The 15,549-nt window shown below is 40.6% G+C and carries 12 protein-coding genes; 9 read left to right on the forward strand and 3 right to left on the reverse strand.

Features of this window, described 5'->3' with window-relative positions; translation table 11 throughout:
* Nucleotides 1–10: 10 nt before the first annotated feature.
* Nucleotides 11–799 (reverse strand): enoyl-CoA hydratase, encoded by a 789-nt coding sequence (locus F2A31_RS07800; protein ID WP_150025907.1) that lies wholly within the window; start codon nt 797–799, stop codon nt 11–13.
* A gap of 312 nt (nt 800–1,111) precedes the next feature.
* Here F2A31_RS07800 and F2A31_RS07805 point away from each other — a divergent pair, with 312 nt between their 5' ends.
* From F2A31_RS07805 to F2A31_RS07830, 6 genes are read left to right on the forward strand one after another with little or no spacing between them, the layout of a single operon-like run.
* Nucleotides 1,112–2,266, forward strand: coding sequence for an acyl-CoA dehydrogenase family protein (locus F2A31_RS07805; RefSeq protein WP_150025908.1), 1,155 nt, complete (start codon nt 1,112–1,114; stop codon nt 2,264–2,266).
* 59 nt (nt 2,267–2,325) lie between these two features.
* Complete coding sequence (locus F2A31_RS07810; RefSeq protein ID WP_150025909.1) at nt 2,326–3,603, forward strand: MFS transporter; 1,278 nt, start codon at nt 2,326–2,328, stop codon at nt 3,601–3,603.
* Between the two features lie 20 nt (nt 3,604–3,623).
* Nucleotides 3,624–4,295: a 3-oxoacid CoA-transferase subunit A gene (locus F2A31_RS07815; protein ID WP_150025910.1), complete on the forward strand. Its 672-nt coding sequence runs from the start codon at nt 3,624–3,626 to the stop codon at nt 4,293–4,295.
* A complete protein-coding gene (locus F2A31_RS07820) occupies nt 4,292–4,945 on the forward strand; it encodes a 3-oxoacid CoA-transferase subunit B (protein WP_150025911.1) in 654 nt (217 codons plus the stop codon). Before F2A31_RS07815 ends, F2A31_RS07820 begins: the two co-directional genes overlap by 4 nt.
* A 31-nt stretch (nt 4,946–4,976) precedes the next feature.
* Nucleotides 4,977–6,293, forward strand: coding sequence for an outer membrane trimeric porin-like protein DcaP (gene dcaP, locus F2A31_RS07825; protein ID WP_150025912.1), 1,317 nt, complete (start codon nt 4,977–4,979; stop codon nt 6,291–6,293).
* A 16-nt stretch (nt 6,294–6,309) separates the two neighbouring features.
* Nucleotides 6,310–7,533, forward strand: coding sequence for an MFS transporter (locus tag F2A31_RS07830; RefSeq protein WP_150027727.1), 1,224 nt, complete (start codon nt 6,310–6,312; stop codon nt 7,531–7,533).
* 5 nt (nt 7,534–7,538) lie between these two features.
* Here the strand turns inward: F2A31_RS07830 and F2A31_RS07835 are convergent, their stop codons facing one another.
* On the reverse strand, nt 7,539–7,976 hold the full coding sequence (locus tag F2A31_RS07835; RefSeq protein WP_150025913.1) for a PaaI family thioesterase: 438 nt from the start codon (nt 7,974–7,976) through the stop codon (nt 7,539–7,541).
* A gap of 319 nt (nt 7,977–8,295) precedes the next feature.
* Between F2A31_RS07835 and F2A31_RS07840 the strand changes: the two genes are divergently transcribed.
* From F2A31_RS07840 to F2A31_RS07850, 3 genes are all read left to right on the forward strand, one after another.
* A complete protein-coding gene (locus tag F2A31_RS07840; protein WP_150025914.1) occupies nt 8,296–10,098 on the forward strand; it encodes an acyl-CoA dehydrogenase C-terminal domain-containing protein in 1,803 nt (600 codons plus the stop codon).
* A gap of 116 nt (nt 10,099–10,214) precedes the next feature.
* Nucleotides 10,215–10,970, forward strand: coding sequence for a class II aldolase/adducin family protein (locus F2A31_RS07845; RefSeq protein WP_150025915.1), 756 nt, complete (start codon nt 10,215–10,217; stop codon nt 10,968–10,970).
* Entirely contained in the window at nt 10,967–11,890 is a 924-nt protein-coding gene (locus F2A31_RS07850; RefSeq protein ID WP_150025916.1) for a 2-hydroxyacid dehydrogenase, read from the forward strand. The genes F2A31_RS07845 and F2A31_RS07850 overlap by 4 nt, the downstream gene beginning before the upstream one ends.
* Before the next feature lie 85 nt (nt 11,891–11,975).
* On the opposite strand, the gene F2A31_RS07855 is transcribed toward F2A31_RS07850, so the two are convergent.
* A complete protein-coding gene (locus tag F2A31_RS07855) occupies nt 11,976–15,458 on the reverse strand; it encodes an indolepyruvate ferredoxin oxidoreductase family protein (RefSeq protein WP_150025917.1) in 3,483 nt (1,160 codons plus the stop codon).
* Nucleotides 15,459–15,549 lie beyond the last annotated feature (91 nt).

Raw genomic sequence — 15,549 nt, forward strand, 5'->3', positions numbered from 1 at the left:
TTGGTTTAAATCACTTACCTTGGTAATTCGGTTTTCTTTTTTCAATAAAAGACTGGATACCTTCGTTTTTATCCTCGGTCGAAAAGAGTAGTTGGAAAGACTTACGTTCTAACGTCAATCCTGCATTAAGTGGTACATCTTCACTCATCAAGGCCACTTCTTTGATTTGCTGCATCGCAATTGGTGGCATCTTCGCAAGACTCTGTGCCATTTTGATGGCTGTTGGAATCGTTTGGTCATCTTCGGTCACTTGGGAAACTAACCCAATGATGTAGGCTTCTTCAGCATTTACCATAGCGCCTGTCATAATCATCCGCATGGCGTGAAATTTACCTACGGCACGGAATAACCGTTGAGTTCCCCCAGCGCCAGGCATTAGACCAACTTTGATTTCTGGTTGACCGAATATTGCACCTTTACCTGCAATAATAATGTCAGCATGCATCGCCAACTCACAACCACCGCCCAAAGCATAGCCGTTTACGGCAGCAATAACTGGCTTTGGGCACTGTGCAATCGCATTCCAATAACGTTCGGTATGGCGTAATAACATTTCAGTTGAGGTTGCAGAGGCCATTTCTTTTAAATCAGCACCGGCGGCAAAAACTTCTTCTCCGCCAGTTAGCACGATGGCATTGATGTCATCGTTAAAGCTTAATTCATTGAAAATCTGAGCCAATTGCTTTCGAACTTCACCATTCAAAGCATTTTTTGCCTCTGGACGATTAATTTTAACTACGGCAACCTTTGGAGTTGTGTAGTCAATCTCAATGAAATTACTTCCTGTTTTAGTGTCCATTTTTATACCTATTGTTTCGCATGTCAAAATTTTATTTCTCTAGTAATGCTTATTTTGAAACTTATTTCAAGTATTTTTTATTTCATCTCAATCAACAAAATTTCAAGTAGACAGTAAGTCATTGAAAAATAATAAGTGAACAATAATAAATTTCGTTTAGCGAAATTTATTGTCAAAAAAGCTTGAAATTTTGGTTTTTATTCTCGTACTATGAAACACAACAACACTAAACAAGACTGAAAACGTAGCATCTGAAAGTGTAAGCACTGATGGGTGAGTACGAGGAAAATGAAATAAAAAGGGAGATCACTGATGATCCGTGATGAAGGAATGTTAGAACAATTGCTTACAACGATTCGCAATTTTGTAAAAAATGAATTAATTCCACGTGAACATGAAGTTGCTGAAGCCGATAAGATTCCTGATGACATCGTGCAACAAATGCGTGAACTTGGTTTATTCGGTCTTACTATTCCTGAAGAATATGGCGGTTTGGGTATCACTATGGAAGAAGAAGTGAATGTGGCTTTTGAGCTTGGCCATACTTCACCTGCTTTCCGTTCTTTGATTGGAACCAATAATGGAATTGGTTCAAGTGCAATCTTGATTGATGGTACTGAAGAGCAAAAACAAAAATACCTTCCAAGATATGCCAGTGGTGAAATTATTGGTTCATTCTGTTTAACAGAGCCAGAAGCTGGTTCAGATGCTGCGTCATTAAAAACATCGGCTGTAAAAGACGGTGACTTTTATATTCTCAATGGCACTAAGCGTTTTATTACCAATGCACCTCATGCAGCAACGTTTACGGTTATGGCGCGAACTAATCCTCAAATTAAAGGTGCAGGCGGTATTTCAGCATTTTTAGTAGAAGCCAATACCCCAGGAATTACCCTTGGCAAAATTGATCAAAAAATGGGGCAAAAAGGCTCTCATACCTGTGATGTGATTCTTGAAAACTGTCGAGTTCCTGCTTCTGCACTGATTGGCGGAGTTGAAGGTGTCGGGTTTAAAACAGCGATGAAAGTTTTAGACAAAGGTCGTCTACATATCGGAGCATACAGCGTCGGTGTTGCGGAACGTATGTTAGATGATGCGCTTCGCTATGCAGTAGAACGCAAACAATTTGGGCAGCCTATTGCCAACTTTCAGTTAATTCAAGCCATGCTTGCTGACTCAAAAGCTGAGATTTATGCCGCGAAATGCATGGTGTTAGATGCTGCACGTCGTCGTGATGATGGCGAGAACATTAGTACGGAAGCTTCATGCGCCAAAATGTTTGCGACAGAAATGTGTGGTCGAGTTGCAGATCGTTGCGTCCAGATTCATGGTGGCGCAGGTTATATCAGCGAATATTCAATTGAACGTTTCTATCGAGATGTACGTTTATTCCGCCTATATGAAGGTACGACTCAAGTGCAACAACTCATCATTGCGAAAAATATGATTAAAGAAATAACAGGCTAACACGAATAACAAAAGGGGCAAGGAAAGATGCCCCAATATCTGACAGTGAGGATGTGAAAATGACAACCGATGTACTTAATTCAGTACCAACGAGTGAAGCAATCCAAACACCTAAACGTGTTTGGATGACTGCATTCGTTTTTTGTTTTTTTGTTCTACTTTGTGATGGTGCCGATCTTGGGATTTTGGCCTTTACATTAACCAGTTTAAAGGCTGAATTTGGGTTAACTAGTGTTCAAGCCGGTGCTTTAGGGAGTTGGTCAATTCTAGGAATGGCGATTGGTGGCCTTTTTGGTGGTTGGGCGAGTGATCGTTTCGGGCGTGTCCGTATTATTGTTATTGCGACAGCAATGTTTGCCATACTTTCAGCTTGTACAGGCTTTGCTCAATCTTATGAACATGTGGCAATTCTAAGGTTTTTTACCTGCCTTGGTTTAGGTTCGTTATACATTACTTGTAATACTTTGATGTCTGAACTCGTACCAACTAAATATCGTACAACGATTTTGGCAACATTAATGACTGGTTTTACTTTAGGCTCGCTTACGATTACTGGACTATCTGGTTGGATCGTACCTGAATATGGCTGGAGAACGTTATATTTTATTACGATTGTACCCATTATTCTGGCTGTTTTAATGTGGATTTTGGTTCCTGAACCTGAATCATGGAAACAATCTCGTGCTTTAAAGTTAAGCAAAGTAGATTCAACAAGCACAAAAAAATCTGTAAATCCTTATATTGCATTATTTAAAGATAAACAACACGGTAAGATGCTGATGCTATGGTCATTTAGCTCCGGTTTCCTATTGTTTGGTTATTTCGGTGTCAGTAACTGGCTACCTTCTTATCTAGAAGCAGAATTAGGTATCAAATTTAAAGAAATGGCCGTTTATATGATCGGTACTTTCTTGACCATGATGTTTGCCAAAGTGGTTGCAGGCTTTGTTGCTGATCGTATTGGGCGTCGTACAGTTTTTGCTTTTGGCACCATGGGAACAGCACTTTTTATTCCTATCGTTGTATATATGCATACAGCTGAAAATATTGGCTGGCTGATGTTAATTTTTGGTTTTCTTTATGGGATTCCATATGCAATTAATGCAACGTATTTAACAGAAAGTTTTCCAACCTCTATTCGTGGTACAGCAGTAGGTGGTGCTTTTAACATTGGTCGTATTGGTGCAGTTTTTGCTCCTGTTGCAATTGGATATTTAGCACTGAATGGCTCGATTGGGGCAGGCTTACTGTTGATGGGTGCTGCATATTTTCTAGCAGGCTTGATTCCAACATTATTTATTAAAGATCGTCTCTATGATCCTCAGAAAGCTGAATAAAGTGAAAGAGGAAATGGCAAATGGTGGATAAGATTACAAATAATATTGAGCCCGTACTGAAAATGATTCCAGACGGTGCGACGATCATGACTAGCGGTTTTGGTGTAACAGGTCAACCTACGCAACTGATTGAAGCTTTAATTGATCTTGGCAAAAAAGACTTGGTCATTATTAATAATAATGCTTCATCAGGGCCAGAGGGACTTACGAAACTATTCTTGGCTGGATGTGTCAGAAAGCTCATTAGTTCCTTTCCAAAATCTGCTAGCTCAACCGTTTTTCCTGATTTATATCGTGCTGGAAAAATTGATTTGGAGCTAGTTCCTCAAGGTAATCTAGCATGTCGGATTCAAGCAGCAGGTGCTGGTTTAGGCGCTGTATTTACACCAACAGGATATGGAACAAAAATAGCTGAAGGCAAGGAAACGAGAACTATTAACGGTAAAAATTATGTACTTGAATATCCACTTGATGCCGATTTTGCTTTGATTTATGCGGATAAGGCTGATCGTTGGGGAAACTTGACTTACCGTAAAGCAGCCAGAAATTTCGGCCCCATTATGGCGAAGGCGGCAAAAATAACGATTGCTCAAGTAAATGAAACGGTTGAGCTTGGTAGTCTTGATCCTGAATGTATTATCACGCCGGGAATTTTTGTACAGCATGTTGTAAAAGTGGGAGATATCACATGACAGTTCAAAAACGTTCTCGTGAAGATATTGCCCAAATTATTGCTTTAGATATTCCTGACGGCTCTTATGTCAATTTGGGTATTGGCTTGCCAACCAATGTCGCCAAATATTTACCGAAAAATAAGGAAATATTTTTACATTCTGAAAATGGGGTTCTAGCCTTTGGCCCACCACCACAACCAGATGAAGAAGATCCTGATTTAGTTAATGCCGGAAAGGAGTTGATTACTTTACTTGATGGTGGGTGTTTCATGCACCATGGAGATTCCTTTGACATTATGCGTGGTGGTCATCTAGATATTTGTGTGATTGGAGCATTTCAGGTTGCTGTAAATGGTGATCTAGCTAATTGGCATACAGGTAAAGTTGATGACGTTCCTGCTGTTGGTGGAGCAATGGATTTGGCTGTAGGCGCCAAAAAAATCTATGTGTATATGGAGCATCTAACTAAGAACGGTGAACCTAAAATCGTATCAGAACTTACTTATCCAATTACAGGTGAATGTTGCGTAAACCGGATTTATACCGATTTATGTATTATCGATTTGAAAGATCAAAATGCTTATGTCACCGAAATTGTTCCGGGACTAAGTTTTAAGGAATTACAAAAAATGACAGGCTGTTTTCTTACTGACGCACGCACGGCCTAGTTGTATAAGAAACTCTCAAAAGGATTAACAGATGAAAAAGATGATTTTAGCTGCAGCTTGTGCTGCGGTATCAGGGACTGTTTTTGCAAACAATACGCTAGATACAGAACAAAGGATTAATCTGTTAGAAGCTGAATTACAAAAACTAAAAGTTGAGCTTGCAAACCAAAAGGAGCTGCAAACGAATTTACAAGTCAAACAAGAGAAGATCCAACAGGATGTTGAAAAAGAAAAAGTAGCAAGTAATGTGGATAAGCCAATCGCACCATCTTGGATTACATGGACAGATAATGTGAAAGTCTATGGTATTGCACGTATGGATGCCACGGTTGACTTTAAGTCATCTCCAGATAGTGGGGGGCGAACTACCAGTGCATTATTTCGTGCACCTTTCGAAAATGATAAGCGCTCTAATCACACACGTTCTGATGTAGGGATGACAGCTAGTCGTCTCGGTGTATATTTTAATAATCCAAGTAAAACAGTAACGGGGAATCTTGAAGCCGACTTCTTTGATAGTAGCAATATGGGACAAGGCGATGGGAAGTTCCGTATTCGACAAGCATTTTTCAATTATAAAGATTGGACTTTTGGCCAAACTTGGTCATTGATGTCTAATATGGAGACACGTACAGAGTCGGTGGATTATACCCAATTTGTCGGAACGTCTTATACGCGTACACCGCAGATGCGTTATAACTGGAATATTGATGCGAACCATAATCTCAAAGTTGCTTTGGAACATACTGGTTCACGTGTTTCTGCATTCCCATCACTTACAGGGAAATACACATTTAAAGATGGTCCTTGGTTAGCAATAGCTCAAGGTTTTGTGAATGAGAAATCGGTAGATGTAGCAAAGGATACTGTTAAAAAAGTGAGTTGGGGCGCAGGCGTTGGCGTAAAATATCAAGTGGATCCTAAACAATCAATTCAAGCAAATTACCAACATATTGTCGGCGATCAAAAGTTCATGCCATACACCTCTCAAAGTGGTTTAGTAAATGCTGGTAATTTAAGTGCAGCAGGTGATTTTTCTTTAAATGAAGAAAAAGACGATTTGCTTATGAATAAGCTGAACAGTATAAACCTAGGTTATTCATACAAATTTAACAAGCAATGGCGCGCAAACTTATCGGCTTCAATGTTTGAATATGATTCTACAGCGTACTCAAAACTCAACCCTGATACTAACAAGCGTTTAACTGATTATGCAGCAAACGTGTTTTATTCACCGGATGAGCAAATGGACTTTGGTGTAGAGTATCACCAAGGTAAACGTGAGGTGTTTGATGGTAGAACAGCAGATGTGTCGCGTATTAACTTTGTATCGATGTATAAATTCTAATAGAGCATCATAAATGATGGACAAAACAATTCGACCTTCAACCGAAGACATATTGTCAAAAGGCTTTATTTTTATCATGGCCATAACATGTGGTGTCTGTGCGGGGTCGAATTATTATAACCAACCCTTAATTTATTCTATAGCTCAGGCGCTCAACACGAGCGCCGAACAGGTCGCTTTTACCATTGTTATTGGTCAACTGTCTTATGCAGCTGGCCTTTTTATTTTAGTGCCGTTGGGAGACCTTTTTGAGAAACGTAGTTATATCTGCATACTGATGTGTTTCACTGGTTTGGCCCAAGTCGGTTTGTCTCTTAGCCAAAGTTTGCCAGTTTTATATAGTTTCACTTTTTTGGCTGCTTTTTTTTCGATAGCAACTCAGGTGTTGGTGCCTTTTGCGGCAGGATTGGCAAGCCCTAAAAAAAGTCCATATGTGGTAAGCATGCTTATGAGTGGTTTATTCTTAGGTATACTGCTGGCGAGATCAATTGCTGGACTATTATCCACACTTTGGTCATGGCATGTGGTGTATCTATTAAGCGGGATGCTTATTTTAGCGTGTGCCTTGATGATGTGGTTAAAACTTCCTGTGAGTCGTAATACGCATCGCATGACACTGATACAGATTTATCGTTCTTTATTTACGTTGGCCACTCATCAACCTCATCTCCTCAGACGTGGTCTGGCTGGAGGCATCGGTTTTGGTATCTTGGCACTTATTTTTACTACAATGACATTTATTTTAGCCAACGCCCCTTACCATTTTAATGATTTTCAAATTGGCCTGTTTGGTATTGTTGGGTTAGCTGGAGTATTTGCGACACATTGGGCAGGAAAACAAATTTCTGCACAACATGAGAATAAAGTCGCATGGATTTGTATGTGCTTATTGATCTTGGCTTGGGTTCCGTTATTTTTTGCCCAACATTCACTGACTGCTTACGCGGTCGGAGTCATTATGGCTTACTTTGGGTTGTCTGCTATTCATGTTTTAAATCAGAACTTGATTTATCGAATTTCTATTCAGGCTCGTTCACGTATTAATTCAATTTATATGACCTTATATTTTGCTGGAGCAGCATCAGGTTCATTTATTGCAGTTTATGCATGGAGACACTGGGGATGGGAAGGGTGTGTCATAATCGGTTTAGCCATGGCAATAATCAGTTTTGCAATAGACCGCATAGATTTCCGTGTCATGTCGAGACATAAAGACGAATTAAGCTCCAGTGAAAGCTAAATGATCTATTTTTTATGAATAACCATAAGCGTTGCTGATGCAAAGGCATAGACTTTGCCCTGATTATCAATAATTTTACCTTCTGTGGTAATAATGTTTCGTCCAGCATTGATAAGCTCAGCTTGAGCGTAATAGTTCTTGTTAACTTGCATAGGACGAATCATTTTTACATTTAAGTCAATGGTACCGTAATTCACCCCAGCACCAAGTAAGCTATGTGCTGCGCTGCCCGTCACAGTATCTAAGACGGTTGCATAAAATCCGCCATGCACACCGCCCTGAATATTCATATGTTCAGGACTTGGTTGTACCTCGTAGGTTGCTTTACCTAAAGATACATCGATTAGTTTCATCGGAATAGTATGAGCCATAGGAGAGGCAGGAACTTCGCCATTCTTTAATGCGGTTAAAAATTCAAGACCTGTGTAATTCGAATCGCTCATAAATCATCCTCTGATTTCTACACTGATAGAGTCACAATACTATAATTATGAAATAAAATTTTGTATTACAAAATACATCACAATGTATTTAAATTAAAGTTTATTTTTAAATATTAGTTAAGCTTATGTATTAGTTTATGTTTTTAAGAATAATCAATGATTCACTCTATAAGAAACACATTAATAATGAAAATAAATTTTGCAATATGAAATTTATTTGATATTTTTAGGTGACTGGAATAATAAAAGTTCATTCAAGGAAAACTTATATCTGCTTTTACTGTCAGTAAACAGATGCGACAAATGAAAGGAAAAAACAATGCCTTTATATAAAGCGCCATTACGTGATATGCAATTTGTTTTACATGAGCTGTTGCAAACAGAGAAAAATTATCAATCTCTACCCGATTATCAGGAAACCATAAGTCGTGAATTGATTGACCAATATTTAGAGGCTGCGGCAGATTTTTGTGAAAATGAGCTATCACCGATTAATCATAGTGGTGATCAGGAAGGGTGCCATTTTAATCAAGGAGCGGTAACAACACCTGTTGGTTTTAAAGAGGCTTATCAAAAATATACAGATCTTGGTTTTACCTCATTGACTGCAAGTCCAGAATATGGTGGTCAGGGTTTACCGACGTTGTTGCGTATTGTGATTTCGGAAATGTTATGTAGTTCAAACTGGGCATGGGCGATGTATCCTGGCTTAGCACATGGTGCAATGCGAACCATTGAGCATCATGGAACCGAGCAACAAAAACAAAAATTCTTACCTCATCTTGTTAGTGGTGTCTGGACTGGCACCATGTGTTTAACCGAGTCACATGCTGGATCAGATCTCGGTATTATCCGAACGAAGGCTGAGCCAAATCCGGATGGAAGTTATGCAATTACAGGTGAGAAGATTTTTATTTCTGCTGGGGAACATGATCTTGCTGAAAACATCATTCATATCGTACTTGCACGGTTACCAAACGCACCATCAGGTACTAAAGGAATTTCGCTGTTTATCGTTCCAAAATTTAATGTAGACGATGCCGGAAATCTACAGGACCGAAATAACGTGGCGTGTACCTCTATCGAGCATAAAATGGGTATCCACGGTAATGCAACCTGTGTCATGAATTTTGACGGCGCAAAAGGCTATCTGATCGGTCCAGAAAATCGTGGACTCAATTGTATGTTCACCTTTATGAATTCTGCTCGTATTGGTACGGCGATGCAAGGTTTGGCCGCTTCTGAAATGGCTTTTCAGGGGGCATTGAACTACGCCAAAGATCGCTTGGCAATGCGTTCTCTTTCTGGTGCAAAATGTCCAGAAAAAAATGCTGATCCTATCATTGTTCACCCAGCAGTGCGTTCAATGCTGATGACCCAAAAAGCATTTTCTGAAGGCGGGCGTGCATTGGCTTACCTGCTTGCTGAGCAGGTTGATATTGGTGAGAAATCAACTGATTCAACCCAGCAAGCATATTCAGAAGAATTATTAGCATTTCTAACCCCTATTGCAAAAGCATTTTTAACTGAATCTGGCAATGAGTCTGCTAAACATGGTGTACAAGTCTTTGGTGGACATGGATTTATTGTCGAACATGGTATGGAGCAAATCGTTCGGGATGCACGTATATCAACCTTGTACGAAGGTACGACCGAAATTCAGTCATTAGACTTACTGGCTCGAAAAGTACTTAAATCCGAAGGTAAATTATTAAATAATATGATTGGCCTGATTGAGCAATTTATTCAGGATCACCGAAACAATGCTGACTTGAAACCATATTTGGATAGACTGTCTGAGCTCAAGCAACAGTGGTTATCGCTCACGAACCATATTGCAAAAAGAGCCAAGCAAAACCCAGAAGAAATTGGTGCTGCTTCTGTAGATTATCTCTACTTCTCAAGCTATACCGTATTTGCTTATCTTTGGGCACGTATGGCGCAGGTTGCGCTCGAAAAACTGGCAGCAGGAACACAAGAAGATAAATTCTATAAGGCCAAGTTAAGTACAGCCAAATTCTTCTATCAAAAGCTTTTGCACCGTACCGAAGCACATGCTGCAGCGATTGAAACAGGTGCCGAATCTGTGATGGAACTGGAAGAAGATGCTTTTGCTTTCTGATGCCTAGCGACCCTCAATGACTGTGAACTGACTGAGAAACAAGGCAAACCTCGTTTGCCTTGTTTCTTTCAGGCTGAGCGCAATTTTGGAAAATAACGAATAAGTAGGGATATAAAATGAGTTTAAGAAATGTGGTGTCGGCAACAGAATGGGAAGCACGTTGTCAATTAGCAGCTTTATATCGGTTAATTGCTTATTATCGGATGACTGATTTAATCGATACACATATTAGCTTACGAGTACCTAACGAAAAAGGTCATTTTCTAATTAACCATTACGGTATTCCTTTTGAAAAGATGCGGGCATCTGATTTGGTCAAAATTGATGAGGAAGGCCAAATTGTTGAAGAATATGATGCTGGTAAACAGGTCAACGTTGCGGGATTTGTTATTCATTCTGCCTTGCATGCAGCACGTTCAGATGTGCATTGTGTCATTCATACTCATACCGCAGATGGGATCGCCGTTTCAGCACAAAAGCACGGTTTATTACCGATATCTCAGCACGCATTAAAATTTTATAACAAAGTAAGCTATCACGATTATGAAGGAGTTGCGTTACTGACCGAGGAAAGAAACCGCTTGGTTCAAGACATGGCTAATAATCGGGTCATGATTTTGAGAAATCATGGTTTGCTTGCTGTAGGAGACAGTATTCAACGCGCTTTTCATGAGATTTATTTCCTTGAACGTGCTTGTCAGGCACAAATCAAAGCACTTACAGGTGGAGGTGAATTAAATTACCCCTCAGAAGCTGTTTGCTTGCATACTGCCAAACAGTTCGAGTCTAAAGCGATTGAGCAAATTATTCTAAATGCATGGCAGGCAGCCTTGTCTTTAATTGAACAGCAACGTGAGGAATATTGCTCATGATTGTGATTGCAACCACTGTTCCAAAAGTTCAAAAATGGTTAGAAGATGCCTTTGCAAAATACGCACCTGAGGATTCATATTGTTTAGCACAGAGCGAGGCGGCACAATATGCCACGACTGCTGTTTCTTGGTTCCCTGATCTAGATTATCTTGAAACTTTGCCTCAACTTAAATTGATTCACTCCATGGCGGCTGGAGTTGAACACCTTAATCTAAAAAGAATAGGTCATCGTTACCAAGTTTGTCGTGTGGTGGATCAACTTCACCAACAAGGAATGTTTGATTATTTACAATGGGGCGTCCTCTATTATCAGCGCTTTTTTGATCAGGCCTTCGAACAGAAAAAACAACAACGATGGCGGCAGTATCCTCAACGCAGTACAACGGAAATAAAAATCGGAATTATGGGGCTGGGGCAAATGGGAGGATATATTAGTCAACGATTTGCTGCATTAGGTTATCAAGTATCTGGTTGGTCACGTAGTCTTAAGACCCTCGAGAATGTTCAGTGTTTTGCTGGCGACTCAGACTTTGGTGCTTTCCTCAGTCAGGCAGAAATCTTGATTAACTTATTACCCCTTACGGAAAGCAATCAGGGGATTTTATCTCAGGACTTATTTGGTCAATTGCCAGAACGAGCATGTGTGATTAATTGTGGTCGTGGTCAACATCTGGTCGAGCAGGATTTAATCGATTGTCTAGATTCAGGACGTTTACGTGGCGCAATTTTGGATGTATTCAACCATGAACCTTTAGCTATTGATAGTGCACTTTGGCAACATGATAAAATTCTGGTTACACCCCATGTTGCTTCTCATGCACCATGGTCTATTGTTGTTGAGCAGATACTTGAAAATGACAGACGGGTTAGAGAGGGACAGAATTTACTCAATCTGGTCGATCCATCTAAAGGTTATTGATCGTTACTTCCTCGAAAGATTCACGTCCTCAACAGACATTATCCCGTATTGTTTACGGGATAATGTCTAACTTAAAACTTGAAGATTATGAAGCATGCTGTTTTTTTAGATTTACAGCTAACTCATCCCAACGTTGCATCGCTGTTTGCATGGCTTGTGCTTTGATATGACCAAAGCCACGTACTTCTACAGGTAACTGAGCAATTTCCTCAGCGACAGTTAAGTCATACTGTTCAGGTGATGCAATCAATGCTTCAACAAATGCGATATAACGATCACGCCAAGCCTGTTCACGTCTGCGTTCTTCATGACGTGCAAATGGATCGAGGAAGGTTTCCCGAAGCAACTGCAAACGAGCCAGCAACATCATTGGAAAACGAATCCAATATCCGAAAGCACGCTTACGAATATTTTGATCAGCACCTAAAGTCGGTGGAGCAAGATGGTAAGTTAAGCGTAAGCCTTTACCAAAATGGGTTTCAATCGACTCTTTGAATTTTTTACCGGTTAAAAGACGAGCGACTTCATATTCATCTTTATAAGCCATCACACGATACAGTTGTGTGGCAATCGTCGCAGTCAATTCTTCTGGTAATGTTTTCGATGCTTGTTCAACTAAACGACGATATTTCATTGCATAGGCTTCATTCCAATAATCAACTAAACGTGCTGAACGATCCTCGATTAATTCAGCCAAAGTTTCAGGCTTTTTAGTTTTTTGCATGGCTGTAAGCAACCGTGGCGCTAAACTTGGATCACTCGCAAGATGGCACCCAATTCGGAAAGCTTCTAGATTCTTTTCTACGGCAGTGCCATTGAGTTGAATCGCTTTTTCAATGCTTTGACGTAATAGCGGTATACGACCTGATTGCCATGCCATACCAAGTAATAGTTGATTGGTAAAGATTGCATCGCCCAGTACTAAAGTTGCGATACGTGTCGCAGATAGTGATACTAGTGTGCCTTTGCGGGTACGTCCACGTAGTCGATCAACTAAGTCACTGATAGGCGCATACCAGTCACGAGAGTCAATAAAGTCTGATGTCGGTGAAGCATCTTCATTCACGATCACCACCGCATTTTCTTTTAAGCGAGAAAGTGCAGCCCCACTACCAGCAACCACGGCATCTGCACCGATTAAAAGATCACATTGACCCGCTGGAATCTTGGTTGAAGAAATATGCTCATCTGAATTTGCGACTTGGATATAGGAATAAACCGTACCGCCTTTTTGAGCCAGTCCAGCCATATCCATCACACGTGTTGCTTTACCTTCAAGATGTGCTGCCATACCGAGTAGGGCACCAATCGTCACTACACCTGTACCACCAACACCACCTACCATAATACGATTTGGCACATCATCAAGCACTGGAATGATTGGTGTTTCAGGCCAACCAGCAGCAATACCTTCAAATTTTTCAGGGCGCTTCATATCACGGGTATGTACCGTGACAAAACTTGGACAGAAGCCTTCTACACAAGAAAAATCTTTATTACACGTGCTTTGATTGATTTGGCGTTTTGGTCCTAATGCAGTTTCTACAGTTTCAATGGATAAACAATTCGATTTTTTAGAACAATCACCACAGCTTTCACATATATCGGTATTGATATAGATACGTTCTGCTGGATCAGGATAGGCATCACGTTTGCGACGACGACGTTTTTCGCTGGCACAAGTTTGTACGTAAATTAAAGCAGTAACACCTGACGTTTCGCGTAATTGACGTTGAATCGCATCCAATTCATTTCGATGATGAATTTCTACATTTGCTGCAATTCCTTCTTCCGCATGAATCAATTCCGGTTCATCTGTCACAATGACTTGTTTTTTTATCCCTTCCGCTGCTAACTGTCGGGTTAATTGAGCGACACTCAAGTGACCATCGACATGTTGTCCACCTGTCATGGCAACCGCATCGTTATAAAGGATTTTGTAAGTAATATTCACTTTAGCGGCGATCGCTTGGCGAATGGCAAGATAACCTGAATGGAAGTAGGTCCCATCACCAAGATTTGCAAAGATATGTTTTTCATTGGTGAAAGGGGATGCACCAACCCAACTCACACCTTCACCGCCCATCTGAGAGAAGGTTTCTGTGCCGCGATCAAGTGAAACCGCAATATAGTGGCAACCAATACCACCAAGCGCACGACTTCCTTCAGGAAGGACGGTTGAGGTGTTGTGTGGGCAACCGCTACAAAAATAAGGTTTGCGCTCTGCGAGATCAGTTACACCGTGAGACGCTTGTTCTGCTTTAAGTAATAAGTCTGCTTTATTTTGAATTTGTGTTCTTAACGCTTCTGGTAAATCAAGACCTAAGAATCGAGTTGCAAGCATTTTAGCAATCGGTTCAGGCTGGAATTCATAATGTCCAATGAGTGGCGCTTCTTCAACTGAGGTACTCCATTCACCTTTGCCATCACAGGCTTTACCAATGACTCGAGGACGTTGACCATCTGGGAGGGAATAGAGTTCATCTTTGATCTGTGCTTCAAGGATCGGTCGTTTTTCTTCAACAACGATTAGCTCTTGTAAGCCTTGTGCAAATTCGCGGATACCTTGAGGTTCTAAGGGCCAAATCAATTCAACTTGATAAACACGTAATCCGAGTTGTTCAGCTGTTTCACCTTCAATTCCTAATATACGTAATGCCTCAATGGTATCTAAATAGGCTTTGCCACTAGCAGCGATACCAATCCGAGCATTTTCACATGGCAAAGTCACACGGTTCAATTTATTGGCACGTGCATAGGCCAAAACAGCAGGTAGGCGATATTTATACAGTCGTTCTTCTTGTTGGATACCATGATCTGGCCAACGGATATTGACACCACCCTCAGGAAATTCGACATCTTCTGGAATAATGGGGGTTACACGGTCTAGGCTGACCTTGACTGACGCAGATGTTTCAACAATTTCACTGACCAATTTCATTGAGGTCCAAACACCTGCAAAACGAGACATGGCAACGGCATGTACGCCAAGATCTAAAATATGTTGCACCGATGTTGGATAGAAAATTGGAATCCCGCAGCCAATCATGACATGTTCTGATTGATGTGGAACTGTCGAAGATTTACAGGAATGATCATCACCAAATAAGGCAACAACACCGCCATGCTCGGCTGTACCTGCGAGATTGGCATGGCGAAGTACATCACCAGAACGATCGACACCAGGACCTTTGCCATACCACCAAGAGGTCACACCATCATATTTACCTTGTCCAGCAAGGTTAGCCTGTTGTGTACCCCAAATTGCGGTTGCAGCTAGATCTTCATTTACTCCGGGTTGAAAGACCACATGATGGTCTTTAAGCAATCCATCGATTTGCCAAAGGAAACTATCGTAATTACCTACAGGTGAACCGCGATAACCTGAAATAAAACCTGCAGTTTGATAACCTTGTAAAGTATCCCGACGTGTTTGGGCGAGTGGTAAACGAACCAATGCCTGTATTCCCGTCATATATGCAGTACCGTCATCACTTATATATTTATCGTCAAGTGATACATCCTTTGTAGCGATCATTCTTGGAGTAAATTTTGTCGCTATATTCATTTATGTCTCCTTAGTATTGTGGTCGTTCGTGCGACTTTCTTTTCTCAACATCCGAGTTGAAGTTTGGAGCAATTGACATACAAAAAATTAA

It is taken from the genome of Acinetobacter suaedae (assembly GCF_008630915.1).
Lineage (GTDB): Bacteria > Pseudomonadota > Gammaproteobacteria > Pseudomonadales > Moraxellaceae > Acinetobacter > Acinetobacter suaedae.